21 protein-coding genes, 1 pseudogene and 1 other annotated feature are annotated in these 22,078 nt (G+C 57.9%); of the genes and pseudogenes, 5 read left to right on the plus strand and 17 right to left on the minus strand.

The features are described from left to right. Window positions 1-441: 441 nt before the first annotated feature. Complete coding sequence (trmB, locus tag ACTVDO_RS14830; RefSeq protein WP_020960946.1) at window positions 442-1,089, minus strand: tRNA (guanosine(46)-N7)-methyltransferase TrmB; 648 nt, start codon at window positions 1,087-1,089, stop codon at window positions 442-444. 562 nt (window positions 1,090-1,651) lie between these two features. Between trmB and ACTVDO_RS14835 the strand changes: the two genes are divergently transcribed. Continuing rightward, window positions 1,652-1,921 carry a YtzH-like family protein gene (locus ACTVDO_RS14835; protein ID WP_020960948.1) on the plus strand — a complete coding sequence of 90 codons (270 nt, stop codon included), beginning with the start codon at window positions 1,652-1,654 and terminating at the stop codon, window positions 1,919-1,921. A gap of 93 nt (window positions 1,922-2,014) precedes the next feature. On the opposite strand, the gene ACTVDO_RS14840 is transcribed toward ACTVDO_RS14835, so the two are convergent. The 6 genes from ACTVDO_RS14840 to pepV all read right to left on the minus strand — a co-directional run bounded on the left by ACTVDO_RS14840 (window position 2,015) and on the right by pepV (window position 9,489). Next, on the minus strand, window positions 2,015-2,797 hold the full coding sequence (locus tag ACTVDO_RS14840; protein WP_020960949.1) for a phosphotransferase family protein: 783 nt from the start codon (window positions 2,795-2,797) through the stop codon (window positions 2,015-2,017). A 217-nt stretch (window positions 2,798-3,014) separates the two neighbouring features. After that, a complete protein-coding gene (gene pulA / locus ACTVDO_RS14845) occupies window positions 3,015-5,204 on the minus strand; it encodes a type I pullulanase (RefSeq protein ID WP_442901782.1) in 2,190 nt (729 codons plus the stop codon). Between the two features lie 106 nt (window positions 5,205-5,310). After that, window positions 5,311-6,243, minus strand: coding sequence for an NERD domain-containing protein (locus ACTVDO_RS14850; protein ID WP_442901783.1), 933 nt, complete (start codon window positions 6,241-6,243; stop codon window positions 5,311-5,313). A gap of 4 nt (window positions 6,244-6,247) precedes the next feature. Continuing rightward, window positions 6,248-6,826: an RNA 2',3'-cyclic phosphodiesterase gene (gene thpR, locus ACTVDO_RS14855; protein ID WP_442901784.1), complete on the minus strand. Its 579-nt coding sequence runs from the start codon at window positions 6,824-6,826 to the stop codon at window positions 6,248-6,250. Continuing rightward, window positions 6,823-8,016 (minus strand): maltose permease, encoded by a 1,194-nt coding sequence (malA, locus tag ACTVDO_RS14860; RefSeq protein WP_020960953.1) that lies wholly within the window; start codon window positions 8,014-8,016, stop codon window positions 6,823-6,825. The genes thpR and malA overlap by 4 nt, the downstream gene beginning before the upstream one ends. A gap of 66 nt (window positions 8,017-8,082) precedes the next feature. Continuing rightward, window positions 8,083-9,489, minus strand: coding sequence for a dipeptidase PepV (gene pepV, locus ACTVDO_RS14865; RefSeq protein WP_020960954.1), 1,407 nt, complete (start codon window positions 9,487-9,489; stop codon window positions 8,083-8,085). Between the two features lie 254 nt (window positions 9,490-9,743). Here pepV and ACTVDO_RS14870 point away from each other — a divergent pair, with 254 nt between their 5' ends. Then, entirely contained in the window at window positions 9,744-9,965 is a 222-nt protein-coding gene (locus ACTVDO_RS14870; protein WP_023817707.1) for a DeoR family transcriptional regulator, read from the plus strand. A 97-nt stretch (window positions 9,966-10,062) separates the two neighbouring features. Here the strand turns inward: ACTVDO_RS14870 and ACTVDO_RS14875 are convergent, their stop codons facing one another. Next, window positions 10,063-10,809: a pseudouridine synthase gene (locus tag ACTVDO_RS14875; RefSeq protein WP_442901785.1), complete on the minus strand. Its 747-nt coding sequence runs from the start codon at window positions 10,807-10,809 to the stop codon at window positions 10,063-10,065. Window positions 10,810-10,912: 103 nt separating this feature from the next. Here ACTVDO_RS14875 and ACTVDO_RS14880 point away from each other — a divergent pair, with 103 nt between their 5' ends. Next, complete coding sequence (locus ACTVDO_RS14880; protein ID WP_020960957.1) at window positions 10,913-11,125, plus strand: hypothetical protein; 213 nt, start codon at window positions 10,913-10,915, stop codon at window positions 11,123-11,125. Window positions 11,126-11,264: 139 nt separating this feature from the next. Here the strand turns inward: ACTVDO_RS14880 and ACTVDO_RS14885 are convergent, their stop codons facing one another. Continuing rightward, window positions 11,265-12,893: a putative polysaccharide biosynthesis protein gene (locus tag ACTVDO_RS14885; protein ID WP_020960958.1), complete on the minus strand. Its 1,629-nt coding sequence runs from the start codon at window positions 12,891-12,893 to the stop codon at window positions 11,265-11,267. Window positions 12,894-13,007: 114 nt separating this feature from the next. Between ACTVDO_RS14885 and ACTVDO_RS14890 the strand changes: the two genes are divergently transcribed. Then, window positions 13,008-14,318 carry an NAD(P)/FAD-dependent oxidoreductase gene (locus ACTVDO_RS14890; protein ID WP_020960959.1) on the plus strand — a complete coding sequence of 437 codons (1,311 nt, stop codon included), beginning with the start codon at window positions 13,008-13,010 and terminating at the stop codon, window positions 14,316-14,318. Window positions 14,319-14,472: 154 nt separating this feature from the next. Here the strand turns inward: ACTVDO_RS14890 and ACTVDO_RS14895 are convergent, their stop codons facing one another. The 5 genes and pseudogenes from ACTVDO_RS14895 to ACTVDO_RS14915 all read right to left on the minus strand — a co-directional run bounded on the left by ACTVDO_RS14895 (window position 14,473) and on the right by ACTVDO_RS14915 (window position 17,469). Next, the gene (locus tag ACTVDO_RS14895) at window positions 14,473-14,652 is read right to left on the minus strand and encodes a sporulation protein Cse60 (RefSeq protein ID WP_008880941.1); all 180 of its coding nucleotides are present in this window, start codon (window positions 14,650-14,652) and stop codon (window positions 14,473-14,475) included. Window positions 14,653-15,174: 522 nt separating this feature from the next. Then, window positions 15,175-15,447: pseudogene (locus tag ACTVDO_RS14900) on the minus strand (M4 family metallopeptidase); the annotation flags it as partial. Between the two features lie 97 nt (window positions 15,448-15,544). Then, window positions 15,545-15,673 (minus strand): hypothetical protein, encoded by a 129-nt coding sequence (locus ACTVDO_RS14905; protein WP_020960962.1) that lies wholly within the window; start codon window positions 15,671-15,673, stop codon window positions 15,545-15,547. Window positions 15,674-15,688: 15 nt separating this feature from the next. Beyond that, window positions 15,689-16,963 (minus strand): helix-turn-helix domain-containing protein, encoded by a 1,275-nt coding sequence (locus ACTVDO_RS14910; RefSeq protein ID WP_442901786.1) that lies wholly within the window; start codon window positions 16,961-16,963, stop codon window positions 15,689-15,691. Between the two features lie 191 nt (window positions 16,964-17,154). Further along, window positions 17,155-17,469: a rhodanese-like domain-containing protein gene (locus ACTVDO_RS14915; RefSeq protein ID WP_020960964.1), complete on the minus strand. Its 315-nt coding sequence runs from the start codon at window positions 17,467-17,469 to the stop codon at window positions 17,155-17,157. Window positions 17,470-17,513: 44 nt separating this feature from the next. Between ACTVDO_RS14915 and ACTVDO_RS14920 the strand changes: the two genes are divergently transcribed. Continuing rightward, window positions 17,514-17,663, plus strand: coding sequence for a hypothetical protein (locus ACTVDO_RS14920; RefSeq protein WP_442901787.1), 150 nt, complete (start codon window positions 17,514-17,516; stop codon window positions 17,661-17,663). 42 nt (window positions 17,664-17,705) lie between these two features. Here the strand turns inward: ACTVDO_RS14920 and leuS are convergent, their stop codons facing one another. The 3 genes from leuS to ACTVDO_RS14935 all read right to left on the minus strand — a co-directional run bounded on the left by leuS (window position 17,706) and on the right by ACTVDO_RS14935 (window position 21,970). After that, window positions 17,706-20,123, minus strand: a complete 2,418-nt coding sequence (gene leuS, locus ACTVDO_RS14925; protein ID WP_020960966.1) for a leucine--tRNA ligase — start codon at window positions 20,121-20,123, stop codon at window positions 17,706-17,708. A 74-nt stretch (window positions 20,124-20,197) separates the two neighbouring features. Next, window positions 20,198-20,420: a binding site (T-box leader), on the minus strand. Window positions 20,421-20,490: 70 nt separating this feature from the next. Next, window positions 20,491-21,690, minus strand: a complete 1,200-nt coding sequence (locus ACTVDO_RS14930; protein WP_020960968.1) for an MDR family MFS transporter — start codon at window positions 21,688-21,690, stop codon at window positions 20,491-20,493. Between the two features lie 115 nt (window positions 21,691-21,805). Further along, window positions 21,806-21,970, minus strand: coding sequence for a hypothetical protein (locus ACTVDO_RS14935; RefSeq protein ID WP_020960969.1), 165 nt, complete (start codon window positions 21,968-21,970; stop codon window positions 21,806-21,808). Between the last annotated feature and the right edge of the window lie 108 nt (window positions 21,971-22,078).

A 22,078-nucleotide genomic window follows, 5' to 3' on the forward strand; every position in this document is an offset into this window, starting at 1 on the left:
TCGCCCTTGACGACTCTTTCTCACCTTTGGCGGGTGTTGGTCAAGGGCGAATCCGGCTCCAAGGATGCCTCACGATGCTCCATGGGATGGCCTGTGTGGAGTTTTCATAGAACTTTTGACGCTACCCCTTAGTGTACCATTTTCTTCATAATCGAGAAAGAAAAAACCACACCGCCGTTTCATTTTAAACCGATGGGAAAGCGGCGGTGTTCCGTGGACGAACCGGTGCCATTCAACCTTTTTCCGTTTGAGCCGACGATCCTATCGGTGACCAAAAACGGGATGAAAATCGGTGCCATTCAACCTTTTTCCGTTTGAGCGCCGCCTTTCATCCCCTCCGGACAAGGCGGCCTGGCTGCCATTCGGCGTTTTTCCATATCCCCCGCCGGCTTTTCGTCAAACAAAAAAAAGCCCCGCCTGTTGGGGCTCTTTCGTGTGCCGCTACGCCCGCCGCGGGCGCACCGCCTCGCAGCGGTAAATGCGGTTTCCTTTGGCGGAAAACTTCTCTTCGTATTCGGTCATCACATTGCCTTCCACATCGCTCCGATGCAAATCGAGCTGAACCGCCGCGAGCACAAAGCCGTATTGCGACAAACTGACGAGCGAGTATTCAAAAAACGGCTGGTTGTCCGTTTTCAAATGAATGTCGCCGTCCTCCGTTAATATGCGCTCATAAAGCGCCAAAAAATCCCGGTATGTGAGCCGCCGCTTCTCGTGCCGCTTTTTCGGCCACGGATCGGAAAAGTTCAAATAAATGCGGGAGACTTCCCCGTCGGCAAAAAACAAGCCGAGATCTTTCGCGTTCGCATTGAGCAGCCGCACGTTCGGCAGCTCGCTCTCAATCAGCTTATCAAGCGCTGACACGAGCACGCTCGGATACAGCTCAATGCCGATGAAATTGACGTCACGATGCAGCTTGGCCATTCCGGTAATAAATTTTCCCTTTCCGGTGCCGATTTCAATATGAATCGGCCGATCGTTGCCGAACAGCTCATGCCACCGTCCGCGCTTTGCCTCCGGATCAGGGATGACGTAATGAGGGTAAGCGGCGATTTTTTCTTTCGCCCATGGTTTGTTGCGCAAACGCATATAGACACCTCTGTCTCGTTTCCGTTTATTGTTTTGACGCTGCTTTGGTAGTATACCCGTACGCAAGCTGCCCGCCACTTAGCGAACGCTTGCAGAGGGGGCTTCTCCGTTCCACGGCGAACGCAACCTTTCTGAACGTAGCTTCGGGTCGTTCCAACCGTAGGCGCCCGATGATTCGGGGTTCTTTCGCGCCTTGGCTCTTTTCCGCATGGAAAGCGTCGCTTCTTTGGATGGTTTCCATGCCCCCTCATCTCCGGTTCCTTTGGCGGGTGTTGGTCAAGGGCGAATCCGGCTCCAAGGATGCCTCACGATGCTCCATGGGATGGCCTGTGTGGAGTTTTCATCAAACGTTTGACGCTACCCCTGTTCCCAAAGAACATGATATCCGTGGATCGTATCATGCATTTTGGCTGACGCCAACCGCCGTTCCTCTCCCGCCCCCACCGGGTGATCCTTCACGTTCCTTGAGGCGGGAGGCTTCTTTAGAAAACGCCCAGGCATAAACGCCGCCAAACCCGGGCATATTACAACCGTACAGCTTTGCTAAAGGATGGTGACCGGCATGCCGCTCGACCATAACCACCAATTGACCGTGCTCCGCGATATTTTATCCGAACACCAGCTTGATTGTTGCGGAACGGTTTCCGAATGTGAACAAATCGAACGGCTTGTCAAATCGCTGCTCGCCAACAACGAGGTGAGCGCGGATGTCAAGCACATTCTTCCGAACATTTACGCCTACGGCCAAGGCGGAAAATACAGCCCCGATTTAAACGCCCATATTTCCGCACACCAAGACCAGCTCGCCGATTGGGTAAACGGGCTGTCGTAAACGCGCGGCCGCGCGCCGGCCAAAAAGAGACGCCGCGAAGCGTTGCCGGCGTTCCGTTTTCTTTTCCGGGACCGTTCCGGCAGCCTCTAACGGCTACTGTTCCGCTATGATGCATTGCAATAGCTGCAATGACTGTTCCTTTTCCTTTTGGCTGTCCTTCCCTTTCGGCCAAAAGAGCGAATACAACGTATGAGCGATCGCATACCACTTCAGGCGGAGGGCCAACCCCTCCGTCCATGCCAGTCCATACTGATGCAGCCACGCTTCCCATTGAGGGCGCGGAATGTATAAATGAAGCAGCATGCCGATGTCAATGGCCGGATCCCCGATGACTGCCCCGTCCCAATCGATCAAGTACAATGTGCCATCATCGGCAAGCAGCCAATTGTTATGGTTCATGTCACAATGGCACACGACGTGCTGATCATCGGGCAATGATGCCACGCGCTGTTCGAGCCAGGCGAGCGCTTCATGAACGGCCGCAGCAGCGCTCGGATGGCGTTGCTGGCGCTCGGCGAGCACAGCGAACATCGTCTCGGGGCGCAGCGGCGTTTTGCCGAGCCGTTTCAGCATCGTCACCAGCTCTTTGGAACTATGAATTTTCCGCAGCAGCGCCGCCACTTGTTCGCTTCCCATCTCATTCGGTTTCAGCTCGCGGCCGTTCAGCCATTGCTGGGCCGTAAACACATCGCCGTTTTCCAGCCGTTTCGTCCAGACGAGCTTCGGAACGATCCCTTCCGCCGACAATACGGCAAGAAACGGAGAAGAGTTCCGCTTCAAAAACAGCTTTTTCCCTTCATATTCGGCAAAATACGCATCCCCTGTTGCACCGCCAGCCGGAGTGATCTCCCACTCCTTACCTAGTAACTGTTCCAAAGCATGTTCACCTGCGACTTAAAAAATAGAAAACGTGTCCGTTTGCTTCTTCTTGCGCACAAATAAAAAGGACGGCCGTGCCGCGTCCTTCTTCCGTCCGTTTTACTTGTATTATACTGAAATACCGCCCCGGCATGCAAACATTTTTCTTGCCAGGCCAACTGCATAAAACTGCCAAAGTCTGCGCGGCAAAGCAAAAAGGGAAGAGGCGTTGCCGTTATGGTTCCGTCCCTGCGCCGCCCTCATTCCCCATCGCTTCTCGTCTGACCAGCACCCATGTGCCGATACCGTCAAGGTCAAGAGAATGGCGCACCCGCCGAAGCGGAATCGTCCCACTTTGCTCTCCGTCGCAGACGACGTCCCATTCCCCTTCACCCGGAAGCGCGATCGTTTCGCGTTTCTCTTCATGATGGTGAATGACGACGATTTCCGTCCATGGCCCGTAGACGGCGACATCGCGCAGCCGATACGCGATCACCGACGGCGGGGTCGGTTCAAAAAACATCAAATGGCGCAACACCTCCGCTTCCGTGGCGAGGCGAAACGCACCGTGCGCTTGGCGGAGCGCAATCAGCCCTTGGATGTAGCGGACATCGTCTTCATGGCGGCTTTTTTGCTCCCAATCGAGCCGGTTGACCGCATCGGGCGCCTGATAGCTGTTGCCATCCCCGCCTTTTGTCCGGTAAAACTCCTGGCCGCTATGCAAAAACGGAATGCCCTGTGCCAATAGGACGATCGCGGTCGCCAACTTTTGCCGTTTTCGCCTGATCGCTTCCGGCTCATGGCCATTCGCAATCTCCATTTTATCCCAAAATGTATGATTGTCATGGCATTCCACATAGTTGACCGATTGGAGCGGATGACAAAACAGCCCGCCTAACGTTCGCAAACTGCCGGCAATGGCCGTTTTCGCCTGTTCGCGCCCGCCCGGGTCGCCAAGGGCAAAGCCGCGTTCAGGCAAATGGAACGTGCTTCCTTTGATCGTATCGCGAAACCGGTCATTGAAATAAGCGAGGCGCGGCAGCTGCTTGGCGTTGGCCATCGTCGCCTTTTGCTCCGGTGCGAGCGGCGTTGGCAAGTCCCACCCTTCCCCATACACGAGAATCGACGGGTCGATCGCATCAAGGGCGTCACGCACCGCCTTCATCGTCTCAATGTCATGCACCCCCATCAAATCGAAACGAAATCCGTCCAAGCCGTACTCTTTCGCCCAAAACGTGACCGAATCGACGATCCAACGACGCGCCATCCGCCGCTCTGAAGCGACGTCATTGCCGACGCCGGTGCCGTTCGCCGGCCGGCCGTACGCATCGTAGCGGAAATAATAGCCGGGAACGAGCTTCTCAAGCGATGACTGCTCCCGGTCGTAGACGTGGTTGTACACTGCGTCCATCACTACGCGCAAGCCGTTTTCGTGCAGCGTCCGGATCATCTGTTTTAATTCAAGAATGCGCGCGTAAGGATCAGCCGGATCGGTTGCATAACTTCCTTCCGGTGCATATAGATGAAGTGGATTGTATCCCCAGTTATACGCCGCTGACGGATCGCGTTCATCGATTCCGGCGAAGTCGGTAAACGGCATAAGCTGCACATGAGTGACACCCAGCTCTTTTAAATACGAAAGCCCGGTCGGCGTCCCATTCGGCCCGCTTGTGTTCTCCTCCGCCAACCCGAGATACTTCCCCTTATGGGTGACGCCGCTGTCGGGGTGGCTCGTAAAATCGCGGATGCTTAACTCGTAAATCACGGCGTCAACCGGCGACGAAAGCGGCGGCAGCGGACGGGAGGACGGCGCGAGTTTCGTCTTTTCCCAGTCGATGACAACGCCATACTCACCGTTGACGGAAACCGCAGTCGCATACGGATCGACCGCTTCGCGCCATACGCGGTTAATGCAGGCCACATACGCGTAATGCGCCCGTTCCCAGTCGCCGGGGACGGCGGCTGACCATACGCCGCGCTCTCCGCGCTCAAGCGGCACATAGCGGGCAGCGCCGCCATCCGGGGGGATCAACTTGACGTTAACCGCGGTAGCCGTCGGCGCCCAGACGCGGAATATCGTTTGTTCCTTCGCATAGTCGGCCCCCAGCTTCCCTTCGTAAAAAAACTGATCATCAAACGCCGCCGTCCGCACGACAGCCCCGATTTGCACATCGGTCATCTCCCCTGAACAGGCGCGAACCCAATACGTCGCCCCAAATTCGAACGCGGATGCAAACCGGCATACGTATTTTACCGTCTCCCCCAAATCCTCGGTCTGCCGCACGGAAAGCGGAATCTCCTCTCCGCCTGGCGTCACCATCGTAAATGGCGCCATCCCGTCAACGCCGCGTGACTTCGGCACAAGCACTGTAAGTTGATCCATCTCGTCCAAATAGGCGACAAACGTTCGGCTAATGTGAAGCATGTTGGCTCACCCCCCTTTTTGGCCTCCCGTTATTACTATCATACGCAAAAGAAAAAGGGCGGTGCCAAAAAATCGGCCGGTTCGCCCCATCGATGCACAGATGCTTCTATTGTTGCCGTTCTTCGCCGCCGCTATTCCCATCAAGGCGGCGGCCGTAAAAACTGGCGCAATGGCCGAGCAGCGCCTGCGCCGCCTTCAGCTGCCCGTGCCGAAGCGGGAGGGCCGAGCGGCGCAGGCGGGAAAACCATTGTTCATAATTTCGTTTATCAATATAATGAACAAAAGGAAACAGGTGGCCGTGGTCAATGTAGCCGTAGCGGTTTAACAGCACGAGATGGATCGGCCAGTCGATCCCCTGTTTTTGGAAAACGTCAGAAAGGACTTGCTCTGTCCGCCGCAGCGACACGACCGGGTTCACCCGCTTTGTTTCTTCCGTTCCGGCCCGCTCCGTCCAAAATCGGCCTGTGGAGGCGATCACCACATTGTCCGGCTTTCCCTCGACAAAGGCAATGCACCAAGCCGCCGTCGGCGTCAGTATGACCGTCTCGAGCTCGACGAGCGCCTTACCGGCTACCGCGACCGGTTGGTAAAAGCATAAATACGTATCCGGAAACCGCTGCAAAAAATATTTCAACGTCTCATCGCCATACAGCGCGTCATCGAGCAAAGAAGCGTACGTCACCGTCGAACTCGCCCATTTCAGCTGCAGCTGAAACAGTTCATCGAGAAACTGCCGTTTCAGCTCCTCGACCGTTGCCGCCCGGACGGTCGGCCCCGCCGCCGGCTCCTCCTCGTCCGCCGGCGCCGGACCGCGGCGCCACCGCTTTGTGAGCCGCTCCCACCATGACGGCTTGTCAAGCAAAAAATCCCATGTTTCTTCCGGTTCCCGCTGCGCGCCGGCGGCGTCCCGCTCCGCTTCCCAACGCGCTTTCGCCTGCTCCCACTGCCATTGTTTCAGCCGGATAAATTCCGGCACATAATGATACACGTCCGTTTCATAGCGGGAAATGTAATCCCGCAGCTTTAAAAGCTGCCCCATGCCTTCACCCGCTCTGGCCGGCTCGGGCGCCAAGCAGCGGGAACGAGGCGATCGCTTCGTATTTCGGTGTCTGCTCCATATTCGTCCGGTACAGCACAATTTCCGGCACCGAAAACACCGCCGAAGCGGCCGGGAGCGAGCGGAGCGCCTCCGGCTGCAACGGCGCGGCGCCCCGCCATTTGCGGGCGATCGTAATGTGCGGGGCAAACGGCCGCCGGTCAAGGGAAAAGCCGAGCCGCAGGCACGCCTCGTACACATCGCGGCGCAGCGCGTCGAGCGTTTTCTCGGCCTTCACCCCTTGCCAAAAAATGCGCGGCGCTGTGCGTTCCCCGAACGTCCCGAGCCCCGCAAGCGCAAGGGAAAACGGCGCATAGCGAGAAGCGGCCGCCGCCACCGCTTCCCATAGCGGGCCCATTTTCTCCGGCGGCACATCCCCCAAAAACACAAGGGTAATATGGTAGTCTTGCTCATGCACCCATGTACGGAACGGAAGCGATGGCGCTGCATCCGCCGCAAAACGGGCAATGGCGTGTTTGGCCTCCGCTGTCAGCGGAACGGCAATAAAATAATGGTTTCGTTTCATCCTCTTTCACCTGCCGATTGATCGTCTCGGTCTAGTTTGGCAAGCCAAAGCAGCACGAATACGCCGGCGAGCGTGCAAGCGCCAAAAAACGAATAAACCGCGCCAATGTGCCAACGCTCAAGCAAATACCCGCCCAACAGTGTGCAAAACCAAGCGCCAAGGCCGTTGCCGACCGCCGAGTAAAGAGCGACCGCCGTCACCTCCACCCGCTCCGGCGCCAGGCGGCGCGCATACTGGAGCGCGGTCGGAATCGACAACCCGACGGAACATCCTTGCACAATCGTTGTCATATACACAAACCAAAGCGGCGGATCAACGGCATATGACAGCCAGCGGGCCGCCGACAGAAGCGCGGCCAGGATGAGCAGGCGCGCCATGCCGAAGCGGCGGATGAGCCGGTCCGCCGCTTTCATAAACGGCGCCTCGCTTCCGGCCGCAAGCAAAAACGCGAAGCCGATGCCGGTCAGCGTGCCGCCAAGTTCATGAATCAACAGTCCGAAATACGAGTTGTTGGCCAAAATCGGACCGAACAATAAAAACGTTGCCACAAGCAGCAGCCGGAACGGGCGGATCGAAAGCAGCCCGCCGATGTCACGCCGCGTCAGCCGCCCCGTCGGCGCCGCCATCCGGTAGCGCGGCAGGTGGGCGGTCAATGCGGCCGCGGCCAGCAGCGTCAGCGAAAACGCATAAAAAATCGCCGCAAACCCGGTCTGTTCGGACAGCCACCCGACAACAAACACCGCCACCGCAAAGCCGAGCGATCCCCACAGCCGAATCGCTCCGTAGTTTCCGCCTTGCTCGTACACATGGCGAAGGGCAAGGCTGTCCGAGAGTGGAACGATGGCGCTCTGAACCGTCGCAAGCAGCACCGTCAACACGACAAACGCTTCATAGCTGCCAACGAACGAATATACAAGCCCGAACAACGCCGCCAAGACGAGCGCGATCAGTAACATCCCAACCGGTTTGCGCGTATAGTCGGTCGCCATGCCCCAAAGCGGCTGGGCGGCCATCGTCACAATGGGGGGAATCGACATAATCCAGCCGATCGCCGCCCCCGGGAGGCGCGCCTCTTCCTGCAAATAGACGGACAAAAGCGGAAAAAGGGCGCCAAAAGCAAAAAAGATGAGAAAATAAAAGAGCGGAAACACCGTTTTTCGCGCCGCCCCCCGTTTTAACGCCGCTTCCATCCTGTTCTCCCCTTTCATCGAAAAAACGCCCGCCCTGCGGCCGTGTTCCGGCCGGCGGGCAGCCGTTTAGTTCGCCAGCTCATACATCGCCTGGGCGTAAATGGCGGTTGCCTTCACCAAATCATCGATTTCGATATATTCATCTTTTTGATGGGCGACATCCGGCCGGCCCGGAAACAACGCCCCAAACGCCACGCCGGCTGTCAGGGCGCGGGCGTACGTGCCGCCGCCGATCGCCAACAGCCGGGCCGGCTCGCCGGTTTGTTGTTCATACACGCGCTGGAGCGTGCGGATCAGCTCATGGCCGGGATCGACGTAATGCGGCTTCGTGTCGGCAAAACGGCCGAGGGAAAAGCCGTGCCGGGCGGCCGTCTCGGCGAGCGTCCGGCGGATCGCGCCGCCGTCGGCTGTCACCGGATAGCGGATGTTCAACCCGATCGTTCCGCCATGCCCGCGGTCGTACGACAATACGCCGACATTCACCGTCAACTCACCGCTTTGCGCATCCCGGTACGCCAGGCCGAGCTTCCGGCCGCAGGTGTCGCCGGAAAAGGCGGACGCCACAAACCGGACAAACGGCAAGCTTTGGCCATCGAGCGGCCAAGACGCCAAAAAGTCCGCCAAATACACGCCGGCGTTTTGGCCGCGCTCCGGTTCGGCGCCATGGGCGGACACCCCTTCGAGCGTAAGCGTCACCGCTTCGCCGCTATGGCGAATGTGCCCGCTTAATCCGTGTTCCCGACAAAACCGCTTATAACGGCTCGACCATTCCTCCGGCCCGGCCCCTTCGACGACGGCTTCGGCCGCATCAGGCACCATATTGTAGCGGCGGCCGGCTTGAAACGAGACAAGGGTGAGCGCCCCCGCCCCTTGTGGCCCAGCCGGACGGTACAGCAAATCGGTGTCGATGATTCCCTTTTCCGCATAAATAATCGGAAAATCGGCATCCGGGACAAATCCGACATCCGGCATTTCCTCATGTTGAAAATAATGGTCGACGCAGCGCCAATCGCTTTCTTCGTCGCCGCCGATGATGAGCCGCACCCGCTTGCTAAGCGGCAGCCCGAGTTCTTTCACGATCTTCATCGCATAAAACGCCGCGACGGTCGGTCCTTTGTCATCGATCGCCCCGCGCCCGTAAAGGCGGCCATCGCGCACCTCGGCGGCGAACGGCCCGACCGTCCACCCGTCCCCGGCCGGCACGACGTCAACATGGCCGAGCACACCGATGAGCTTCTCCCCTGCGCCCATTTCAATGTGCCCGGCAAACCCGTCAACATGTTTCACTTGAAACCCTTCTTCCCGGCCGCGACGCAGCATATACTCGAGCGCCTCCGCCACCTTCGGGCCAAACGGCACCCCCGGTTTCGCCCCGTCATCGTCGCGGACGCTCGGAATGCGGACAAGCGCTTGCACATCGCGGATCAACTCGTCTTTCCGTTTCCGCGCCTCCTCGAGCCAATTGATGTTCACATCATTCTTCCTTTCTGTTTGATCACTCTTTGTTGCCAACGTATCACATCAAACAAAAGAAGTCAAAATGTTTCGTTCGTCACAACTTTGTTTCGTTTTCGCTACAAAAAGTTTAAATTTTTCGCGAATAAGGGCAAACGGGTAGCATTTTCCCATTCGTTTCGTGTACAATGGTAGTAAACAGATAAAGACATCTCTCATCTGCAAGCTGTCGGTTGTGCCATGCGAATGATGCTAAGATAGGGAGTGGTCTTTTGAAACCTTCAACACACCGGATGCTTACCCGCATCAAATCCGTGTATATGTACATTAGTGAAAAAGGAACGGTTACGACCCAAGAACTTGTTGATGAGTTCGGCACCACCCCAAGAACGATCCAGCGTGACTTAAACGTGCTTCTCTACAATGATCTCGTTCGCAGCCCGAGCAAGGGCAAATGGACGACCACAAACAAAAAAGTGCGTATCTCTTCTTAACCGGTGCCAACAGGGCAAAACGGATGAGAGATGGATGCGAAACGGTTTTTCCTACCAAACGGATATCCATTTACATTTCCATAAAAAAGGAACCGCCTCAGGTTCCTTTTTTTTCGTCTTCGCCCGCCCGGTATTGCTTTAGCTTCCCCACCTCTTCATCCGTCAGTTCCCGATACTCACCGACCGCTAGGTCTGGATCAAGGGCAAGCGGCCCCATCTTCACCCGTTTCAAATACACGACCCGCTTGCCGACCGCCTGAAACATTCGCTTCACTTGATGGAATTTCCCTTCGGTGATCGTCAATTCAACGTCCGAGCGCGGCCCGGATTTCAAGATCACGAGCTCAGCCGGCTTCGTTTCATAGCCGTCATCGAGCACGACGCCGCGCCGGAACGACGCCGCATCCGCTTCCGTCACTTCCCCGTCAATGACCGCAAAATACGTTTTCGGCACATGTTTTTTGGGCGATAACAATTGATGGGCGAGCTGTCCGTCATTGGTCAGCAATAACAGTCCTTCCGTATCTTTGTCAAGCCGCCCGACCGGAAACGGGGCAAACAGCCGGTCTTCCTCCTCAAGCAAATCGACGACCGTCTCCTCCATGGCATCTTCGGTCGCCGAGATGACGCCTGGAGGCTTGTTCATCATGAGGTAAATAAACGGCCTGTACACAACCGGCTCCCCCCAGACAGTTACTGCCTGCTCGTTGGGCCGCACTTTCGTTTTCGCGTCATGGACGGCAGCGCCGTCCACTTTGACCGCGCCGGATTTGAGCAATTTTTTCACTTCTTTTCTCGTCCCGTATCCCATATGGGCGAGCAGCTTGTCAATGCGCAGTTCCACGAAGCTCCCTCCTAAAATATTCCTCTATTTGGGCGTTTATCTAGTCCGCTTTTGCCTCCTCACCATACACTATGAGGGAAACATGCAGAAAGGGGATTGGCCGATGAACGAGTATTACTATTATGTCCCGACGTTTGACGATTACCGCCAACAGCCGCCGGGCGGCCAGTTTTGGCCCGGGTTCCCCGGCGGGCAGTTCGCCACCTGGGCGCGGCGCATCGAACGGCTCGAGCGGGCGGTGGAACGGCTTGACCGCCGGCTTGACCGGGTGGACAGCCGCCTCGACCGCATTGAGCGCCGGCTCGGCCTCGGGTGAGCGCCATGAACGAGAGAAGGCGGTGGCCAAACCGCCTTCTTTTTTTGCCGCCGCTTGCGCCCGGACGGACGGCCATAAACCCCGGCAGCAGAACGGCCGCCACCGGGGACGCGGCCGTTTTTTTCGTCCCGCCCGGCCGCTACGACACCGCTTTGCTCTCTTTCCGGCGCCGCCAAAAGGCAAACCGGTCGCCGAATAGGGCCGCAAACAGGCCGGAGCGAATGCTGAGAAACAAGTACACCGCCGCGCCGGCCGCCACGCCCGTCGCGGCGACGAACACCGACTCCGCCGTGCCATCGCGGTAATCGATCCACCGCCCGACCAACGCCGCAACCGCCATCACAGCCGCCGACATGACGGCCGTCAATATGGCCATAAACGCCGTCCGGCGGATGACAAAGCGATAGCGGTAACGGGTGTGCCGTTGAATGATCCATAAGTTGAACGCCACCGAGACGAAATACCCGGCCATCGTCGCGACGATGGCGCCGATTGTGGCCCACTGCGTAATGAACAACGTGTTGAGCGACAGTTTGACAAGCAGGCCGGCCGCCAAGCTGATCACCGTAAACCGCTGCTGATTGATCCCTTGCATGATCGCGGCCGTCACGGAAAACAATGCGTACAAAATCGCCGCCGGGGCATACCAACGCAAAACTTGCTCGCCGAGCGGGTCATAGCTGTAAAACGAACTGTACATCGGACCGGCGAGCACCGCCATGCCGACCACCGCCGGGAGCGTTAAAAACATGAGCACTTGAAACGTCTGGTTCAAATATTGCCGCATCGCCTTCCGGTTTTGTTCAACGTGCGCTTTCGTGATCGTCGGGATGAGCGCCAAGCTGAACGAGGTCGCCAGCGTCACCGGAATGATGACGAGCTTTTGCGCCCACATATTGAACACCGAGTACGCATGTTCCGAGATGCTGCCGCGCCCGGCCGCGGCCATCGCGTGGTTGAACGTAAACTGGTCGATGAGCTGATACAGCGACATCGACAGGCCGACAAAGACGAACGGAATCGAAGACAAAAGCAGCTCCTTATACATCGCCGGGAGCGTTACGCTCACTTGGCCGCGGTCTTGTTCAAGAAGCGAACGCAAATGCCGGCGCCGTTTCCACCAATACACAAGCAGCACGACAAGCCCGCCCGCCGCGCCGACAAAGGCGGCAAACGTCGCCGCGCTCACCGCCGCGACGATCGAGCCGTCCCAAACGCGCAAAATGACATAGCAAGCCCCAAGCAAAAAGACGATGCGCACAATTTGCTCGATGACTTGCGACAACGCCGTCGGCCCCATCGATTCGTGCCCTTGGAAAAAGCCGCGGATCAAACTCATCACCGGCACGACAATGAGCGCAAAACTGACGGCGCGGATGACGGTAACCACATCCTCGACCGAGTTGACGTTCGTTTCCTCATCGACGACGTGCGGCGCCAAAACGGGCGCCAGCCCGTACAAAATGAGCCATGAGAGGAGGCCGCTGGCGAGCATGAGCACAAGGCCGGAGCGAAACAGCTTGTAGCCGACGCGGTACTCCTCGAGCGCATTGTATTTCGATACGAATTTCGACACCGCCACCGGCAGCCCGGCGGTCGCCAAACTTAAAAAAATTTGGTACGGCACATAGCCGTATCCGTACAGCGCCCCGCCGCGCTCGCCGACAAGATGGTAAAACGGAATGACGTAAAACAGGCCGAGCAGGCGGGAAATCATCACGCCAGCGGTTAAAATAAATGTGCCGCGCAGCAGTTTCGATGTTGACATACGATCCCTTCCCTAACCGTGGACGTTGAAAATGGCAACATTCCTATTTTATCATAGTTGGCAACGGAACGAAAAACATTGTCTGCTTGCGGACAACGAAAGGATGGAATCGAGATGGAGTACGACGTCATCATCATCGGCGGCGGGCCGTCCGGATTGATGGCGGCGATCGCCGCCGGCGAACAAAAGGCGAACGTGCTGCTTTTGGAAAAAGGGACAAAGCTCGGCCGCAAGCTTGCCATCTCCGGCGGCGGGCGCTGCAACGTCACGAACCGGCTGCCGATTGACGAAATCGTCCGCCACATCCCCGGCAACGGCCGCTTTTTGTACAGCGCCTTTTCCGTTTTCAACAATGAAGACATCATCCGCTTTTTTGAGCGGCTCGGCGTGCCGCTCAAAGAAGAAGACCACGGCCGCATGTTCCCGAAAAGCGACAGCGCCCAATCGGTCGTGGCGGCGCTTGTCCGCGAACTGTCGCGGCTTGGCGTCGACGTCCGGCTTGAGGCGCCGGCCGCTGACGTGTTGTACGAAAACGGGCGGACGGCGGGCGTCGTGTTGAAAAACGGCGAAACGATCCGCGCCCGGGCGGTCGTCGTCGCCGCCGGCGGCAAATCGGTGCCGCAAACCGGCTCAACAGGCGACGGCTATCCGTGGGCGGAAAAAGCGGGCCACACGGTGACCGAACTGTTTCCGACCGAAGTGCCGATCGTCTCGCACGAGCCGTTCATCCAAAAGCGGGCGCTGCAAGGGTTGTCGCTCCGTGATGTCGCCTTGAGCGTCCTGAAGCCGAACGGCAAGCCGGTCATCACCCACCGGATGGACATGCTGTTTACCCACTTCGGCATTTCCGGGCCGGCCGCCCTCCGCTGCAGCCAGTTTGTCGTCAAAGCGCTGAAAAAAGCGGCGGATGGCGCGGTCAACATGAGCATTGACGCGCTGCCGGATGTGACGCAGGAAGAGCTGTTTCAACGGCTGGCCGCCCAGTGCAAAGAAGGGCCGAAAAAAGCGGTGAAAACGATCGCCAAAACGGTGCTGCCGGAACGGTACGCCTCCTTTTTGCTTGAGCAAGCCGGCATCAGCCCGCAGGCGGCGGCCGGCGCGGTGAGCCATGACGCTTTGCGGGCGTTCGTCCGTCTATGCAAGCGGTTCACCTTCCATGTCCACGGCACGCTTCCGCTTGAGAAAGCATTCGTCACCGGCGGCGGGGTATCGGTGAAAGAAATCGAGCCGAAAACGATGGCGTCCAAATGCATGCCCGGCCTTTACTTTTGCGGCGAAATTTTGGACATTCACGGCTACACCGGCGGCTACAACATCACCGCCGCCCTGGTGACCGGGCGCCTTGCCGGCATGAACGCCGCCCGTCATGCGCTCGCGGCCAAAAGCGGAGAAAGCGGACCGCCGGCGCGGGCCGCCGTGGATTGACAACCCGCGCTAAACCGGACGCGGCCGCTTTCCCATGCCCCCGGCCGCCCCTCGTCATGCCGGCGCGCCCGTCTTCACGACAGGCAGCGGCCGCATCGGGCCGGGCGGGGAGGCAGACGCCCGAACAGTCCGGCCCCTTGCGCCGGGCAACCGATCACGTCCGGTAAATGACCATGGCGGAAAAACAGTAAATTTGCTCGCCTTCCGACTCCATGGCGGCGACGCTGTATTTGACATCGATCAATTGCCCGTCTTTCAGGCGGGCTAAAAAATCGTTGACCGCCGCCTCCAAATCTTTTTCATGTTCCTTGTCGAACACTTTGACTTTATACATGGCGATCCCCCGTTTTCTTTTTCCTTTTCCACACGAAGAAGGAAAGTCCTGCCCGGCGCGGCAAAAAAGGGGCGGACCCGGCAAAGCGGCGCCCCTCGGACGGATGGCGGAATACACCCTCCCCTCCCGATGCCATGGGTCGCAAAAAGAGGAGGCGGATGTCAGCAGGTTTTTCAATTTGCGGACAACGTATTTCGCATTGATTTTCCGTTTAATCGCCAGACCTTGAGACCGAACGCAATCCACGGTTCTGACCGGTCATGGTTGCTGCGATGGACGGCAAGACGAGCCTTTTGGCCCGTTACGCAAAACTCCCAAAACTCTTCGAGACGCCTGCCTTATTGACCGGCCGAATCATGCTCAAGCAGCTTCCTTGACTTGCGATACCCAAGGGGATAGCCTGTGCGGGGGGGGCATAGAACGTTTGACGCTTCCCGCCAAAAGAATACCGCAGCTTTCAGCGGCGGGGCTGATGCAATCCCGCCGCATTGGAACGAATGCTGCGGTTCCGCTGCATTCAGTTTAGTAGACTCCTACGGCATTGAACGCCTGTTTCACCGCGTTCACTTCCTGACTTGTTGAGCCGTACAAATCAGCGGCGGCCTGGACGCAGGCGGCGCGCAGCTGGCTGAAGTTCGCGGTCGGCGTCAAGTAGTAGGCGAGCGCGCGATAGAAAATGTTCCCCATTTTGTCGCGGCCGATGCCGGTGACGCTCACCCCGTAGTGGGTGCCGCCTTGGCTGAGCAAATACGCCGCCTTGTTGACAATGCCGCTGTTCGTATGGACGCCGCCGTTTCGGGGAAGGGGCTTTCTGCGCCCATAAAAAAAAGGGCCCTTTAGGGCGCCTCTGTTCATGGTTTTGCTCTAGTTTCGCGGCCTGCCGCACGCTCCGTTACCGGGCGATCACGGTCGGCGGCGGATGTTCGTCTTTCGCCGCTTCTTTCACGCCGGTTCCGCCGGCGAAGGCGGAAGCAAGACCAAGGACGGCGAGCACGACAACGAGGACAATCCGCTTTTTCACTCGCTTCACCTCCTTTCAGGCGTCCGTCCGTTTCCGCAAAAGGCCGCAGCCGAGCCGATAGTAATGGGCCGCCTGTTTGTATTGGCGCTCACGGGCGTAGTAATCAGCCAAATATTCCGCATAGCGGGCGGCGTCTTCGTACTCTTTCCGCTTTTGGAAATACGGAATGGCTTCATGCCTGAGCAACCGTTCAAACGCCTCCCCCTCACCGGACAGAAGCAACCGGTAAACGGAAAAATGCAAATAGTATTCATAGTGACCCGTCACACCGCCGTCGCTTTGTCTGAGCTGCTGCCACCCTTCCTCGGCCGCGGCAAGCGCCTTGCGGTAATTTTGCGCGGCATAATGTTCGCGCACAAGCGCCAACAGCGTAATGAACCGGTCGGCAAGCGGGGCTTCCGCCTTATACATGAGGCTGTTTTCATAATGTTGCACCGCCTCGCGGTATTGGTGCTTCAATCCTTTCAAATGGCCGAGATTATGTTCAACAATTCCGATGAGCAGCCGGTCGTCAGCGAGCCGGGCCGCTTTTTGCGCCAGCAGGCAGCAATCGATGGCTTTCTCCATTTCGCCGCAGCGCCGGTAGCAAATCGCCAATAAAATATGGCATTCTGCACTGCGGCGCAAATCATATTCCGCCTGGCTGAGCGCCAAAGCCCGCTCGGCATAGTGAATGCATGGAAACACTTTCCACGTCCGGCTGTATGCAAGCGCTAACAAATAAGCCAAATCCGCCTCTTCCCAATTCGGCCGCCTTTCCGCCCCGATCAGCCCTTCCGCCTTTTGATAACATTGCAGCGCGTCGTCATATTTTTCTTGACAATAGTAAAAAAGCCCAAAAAACTTCCAATAATAGTAGCGCATCGTGTCATCGAGCGCCTCATACCACTCCTGCACGCTCCGCGCCGCCGCCTCAGCCCCTTTGACATCGCGAAGCAGCAGCAAATACCGAATGCGCATTAACTGAAAATAAACCGTCGCCTCGGCATCGCCGGATTCGCCGCATTGTTTTTTGACGGTTTCATACCTCTCCTTAGCGGTCGGCACGTCTTTGTCCGTCATCGCCTTATACCACGCCATCACGGATTCGTGCCATGAAGGGGTTGTCCCGTTTTCGCCGCGGTGAATGCCGAGCCGGTGAAACAACAACTCAAGCACTTCTTCCCCCGGTATGGCTTGATTATTTTCAATCTTCGATAAATAGGAGACAGAAATAATCCCTTCTGCCGTTTCTTCTTGAGTCATTCCTTTCATCAGCCGGGCAAACTTCAAACGGTCGCCTAATTTCAACTGTAATCGACCCCTTCAGTCCCATTTTACTGAAAATTATATCTTTTCCCCGCTGTCTCTTCCATCACACTTTAGCACTAAACGAAAAAATGCGGCATGGCCATTGCCCTCGACCATGCCGCTTGTTCTCTCCATGAAACATGCGCCTACCGGATACGTTCTGCACCGTCTGCCGGGCGATGGCGGGGCGGTTATGGCTTTGGCACCGTTTCCCCTTCCCACTCAAGCATGCCGCCTGTCATGTTGCAAACGCGATAGCCGTGCTCTTGCAAGTAGCGGCAGACGTTTTCGCTCCGCCGTCCGGAGCGGCAGATGAAAATGTATTCTTCGTTGCGGTCGAACTCGTCAAGGCGGTCCGGGATGTCGCCCATTTTGATATGCTTGGCGCCCGGAATCATGCCGAGCGCGACTTCTTCGTCTTCGCGCACATCGATCAAGTTCAGTTTTTCGCCGCGTTCGAGTTTTTCTTTCACCTCGGCCGGGGTGATTTCTTTAATCTCTTCCATGGTAGTCTCCTTTCGTTCCTCGTTTTGGCAAACGGTTCTTTCTTTTGACCGCTTGGGCCAACGGCGGCGGGAAAGCGCGGTTTCCCCGCCCGCTGCCTAAAAGCACGCCGGCGATGGACGCCCGCTTCCGCGCCAGGCGGCGGGGCAAAGCCGGCCCGGACGGCCCGGGCGCGGTTGGCAGCCGCTTCGCCTGAAACGGCGCACGCCACCGCCTGTGCGGGCCGAACAGCCAGCGGTCAGTTGGCGACGATGTTGACGAGCTTGCCGGGGACGGCGATCACTTTGCGCACCGTTTTTCCTTCTAGCTGCTCTTTAATTTTTTCGTCGGCCAGCGCCCGCTCCTCGAGCGCTTCTTTTGCCAAGTCGGCCGGCACGTGCAGGCGCGACCGCACTTTGCCGTTGATTTGCACGACGATTTCGACGACGTCGTCGACGAGCTTCGTTTCATCATACGCCGGCCACGGTTCGTAGGCGATCGTGTCCGTATGGCCGAGCTTTTGCCACAGCTCTTCGCCGATGTGCGGGCAAACCGGCGACAACAGTTTGACGAACCCTTCCATGTATTCTTTTTTCATTTGCTCGGCTTTATACGCTTCGTTGATGAACACCATGAGCTGCGAAATGGCGGTGTTAAAGCGCAATGCTTCATAGTCTTCCGTCACTTTTTTCACCGTCTGATGGTAGACGCGCTCAAGCGTGTCGGCAGCCGGCTCCTCGACGATGTTCGGGTTCAGGCCGCCTTCTTCCGTCACAAACAAACGCCAGACGCGGTCGAGGAAACGGCGCGCGCCGTCGAGCCCTTTCGTCGACCAGGCGATCGACGCCTCAAGCGGCCCCATGAACATTTCGTACAGCCGCAGCGTGTCGGCGCCATGGCTGTCGACGATGTCGTCCGGGTTGACGACGTTGCCTTTTGATTTGCTCATTTTTTCGTTGTTTTCGCCTAAAATCATCCCTTGGTTGAACAGCTTTTGGAACGGCTCTTTCGTCGGCACGACGCCGAGGTCGTAGAGAAACTTATGCCAGAAGCGGGCGTACAGCAAATGCAAGACGGCGTGCTCGGCCCCGCCGATGTAGACGTCGACCGGCAGCCATTTTTTCAATTTCTCCGGATCGGCGAGCTGCTTGTCGTTGTGCGGGTCGATGTAGCGCAAGTAATACCAGCAGCTGCCCGCCCATTGCGGCATCGTGTTCGTTTCGCGCCGCCCTTTTTTGCCGGTGTTCGGGTCGACGACGTTGACCCATTCTTCGATGTTGGCGAGCGGCGATTCGCCCGTTCCCGACGGTTTGATTTCGTCCGTTTTCGGCAAGACAAGCGGCAGCTCGTCTTCCGGCACCGGCGTCATCGTTCCGTCTTCCCAATGGATGATCGGGATCGGTTCGCCCCAGTAGCGCTGGCGGCTGAACAGCCAGTCGCGCAGCCGGTAGGACACTTTCTTTTGCCCTTTGCCGTGTTCTTCGAGCCACGCGATCATCTTTTCGATCGCTTCTTGCTTGTTCAAGCCGTTTAAAAACTCGGAGTTGATATGCTCGCCGTCGCCGGTGTACGGTTCGCGCTCGACATTCCCGCCGGCGACGACTTCTTTGATCGGCAAGTGGAACGTTTTCGCGAATTCATAGTCGCGCTCATCGTGCGCCGGCACGGCCATGATCGCCCCGGTGCCGTAGCCCATCAAGACGTAGTCGGCGATCCAAATCGGAAGCCGCTCGCCCGTGACCGGATGGATGGCGTATGCGCCCGTAAACACGCCGGTTTTTTCTTTCGCCAAGTCGGTGCGCTCAAGGTCGCTTTTCCGCTCGACTTCGTGCAAATACGCCTCCACGGCCGGTTTTTGCTCCGGCGTTGTGATGTTTTCCACGAGCGGATGCTCCGGCGCCAGCACCGCATACGTCGCGCCAAACAGCGTATCGGGCCGCGTCGTAAAGACGGTGAACGTTTCGTCATGGCCGTCGACGGCAAACTGGATTTCCGCCCCTTCCGAGCGGCCGATCCAGTTGCGCTGCATCTCCTTAATGCTTTCCGGCCAGTCGAGCTCCTCTAAGTCTTCGAGCAGCCGGTCGGCGTAGGCGGTGATTTTCAATATCCATTGCCGCATCGGCTTGCGGATGACCGGATGCCCGCCGCGCTCGCTCCGGCCGTTGATGACCTCCTCGTTCGCCAACACGGTGCCGAGCGCCGGGCACCAGTTGACCGGCACTTCATCCATGTAGGCGAGCCCTTTTTCATACAGTTTCAAGAAAATCCATTGCGTCCATTTGTAATAGTTCGGGTCGGTCGTGTTGATTTCCCGGTCCCAATCGTACGAGAATCCGAGCGATTTGATTTGCCGGCGGAAGTTGTCGATGTTTTTTTGCGTAAACTCAGCCGGGTCGTTGCCGGTGTCCAGCGCGTATTGTTCGGCCGGCAAGCCGAACGCGTCCCAGCCCATCGGGTGGAGGACGTTGTACCCTTGCATCCGCTTCATGCGCGCCAAAATGTCGGTCGCCGTATACCCTTCCGGATGGCCGACGTGCAAGCCGGCGCCGGACGGATACGGGAACATGTCGAGCACGTAAAACTTCGGCTTGTCATCGTCATCAGGCGTGCGGAACGTTTTGTTCTGCTCCCAATAGTGCTGCCATTTTTTTTCGATGTCGCGATGGTTGAAGCTCATCGTCGCATTCCTCCTATCCAGTTTTACTTGCATCATAGACGAAAATATGTACAAAAAAACCCCTCATCCCGATCAAAAGGGACGAGAGGAGCGCTTCCCGCGGTACCACCCTTTTTGGCGCGCCGACGCGCACCCGCTTTTTTCCTTAACGCAGACTCACGGCCGGCGTTATCGGCCGCAGCCGTTCGCGCCGGCAACTCCGAGGCGAGTTCGCGGATTGACTTCGGTTGACTCGCACCGGCCGTCAACTCTCTGCCGTCCGTCAAGTCCGCTACTATTCCTCTTCACCGTTGTTCACATTTCTAGTTTTGAAACGACAAATTTATTACTATTGTAAAAAATTTGTCGATCGATTGCAAGCGGAAAACTAGACGGTCGCGGCCGTTTTTTCTCCCGCCTTTTCCGCCCGCTTCGGCAGCCCCCGGTCATACACGAGCGCCGCGCCGGCGGCCAGCAGGGCGAAGGCGACAAGCAGCCCGATGAGCGGCTTCATCCCGAACGCATCGGCGACCCAACCGCCGAGGACCGGCCCGATCATCCGTCCGGCCGTGGCCGTGCCGTTGACGATCCCTTGGTAAAATCCCGTTCTCCCCGGCGGCGCCAGCTCGTTCACGACCGCCGGAATCGCCGGCCAGACGATCATTTCGGCGATCGTAAGCACGATCATCGACGCCGCAAATTGCAAAAGTGAGCTAGCGCCAAACAGCATCGCAAACGAGACGGTGAAAACGGCGAACCCGATGACGATTTGCCGCTTCATCCCCGGCATAAAGCGGCGGACCAATGGCACTAACAGCGGCTGGCCGAGCACGATCAAGGCGCCGTTGATCGTCCAAAGCAGGCTGTAGTGATGAACCGGGATATGGAGCTCGCGCGTATAGGCGGCGATCGTCGTCGACCATTGGACGTAGCTCATCCAGCACAATCCGTAGCCGGCGCAAAGAAGGACGAGGGCGCGGATGTGGGGCCGGGGCGCCCCGTCCCCCGTCCGGCGCTTCCGTTCTTTTTTTGGCAGCGGCGGCAGCGGCACGCGCCGCAGCCCGATGACGACTGTCGCCAAAAAAGCGGCATACAGCCACACGTTCGCCCAAAACACGAGCGCGAACGAATACGAAGCGACAACGCCGCCGAGCGCCGAGCCGGCGGCGACGCCGATGTTTTGCGCCACATACAAAGCGTTGAACGCCCGCCGCCCCCCTTCCGGCCAAATCGCTCCGGCATACGCCGACGCCGCCGGAAAGACGACGCCGCTGCCGATGCCGACAAGCGCCAGCCAGACGGCATAATGCGGCCAGCCGTGCCAGACGCTCAAGCCGGCAAGCGCCGCCATCGTCAAACACGCCCCGGCCACGAGCGTGCGAAACCCGCCGATCCGGTCAAACAGCACGCCGCCGAGCAGGCTGCCGACGACGCTGCCGCCGGAGTTGAGCATCAGCACCGCTCCCGCCACGGCGAGCGGCTGGCCGAGCTGCTCATGCAAATAAATGGTGTTTAACGGCCATAAAAACGACGCCCCTGTGACGTTGAGCGCCATGCCGACAAGCAGCCACCAAAGAGCGCGGGGCATCGGTCATCATCCTTTTCATCTTTTATTTCGATTCCCAAACTAATTGTATGAGGGAAAGCGAAAAAAAGCAATCAAAAAATGAGGGCGGCATGGCGCCCTCACGGACAGCGGCGCCTCACCCGTTCCGCTGCTTGGAGCGGGCCGGCTGGCCGCCTGTTTGTTCGTACTGTTTTTTCGCCAGTTTCACCGGATCGAAGTCTTGGCCGAGTTCCAAATCGTTGTTGTTTCGGCCGTTGCGCGTTTTTTGCTCCGGATTCGTTTGTTTCAGACGTCGCTTCATGTCTTGTTCCTCCTTGTGTTCGCCATCAAGCAGACAGCCGCCATGCGGCCGCTTTCCGTTTTACCGGTTCCGCAAAAGCCGCTTGTTGCGCACCAGAACCTTCGATAG

The sequence above is a fragment of the Geobacillus sp. BK01 genome (assembly GCF_052220245.1).
GTDB lineage: Bacteria > Bacillota > Bacilli > Bacillales > Anoxybacillaceae > Geobacillus.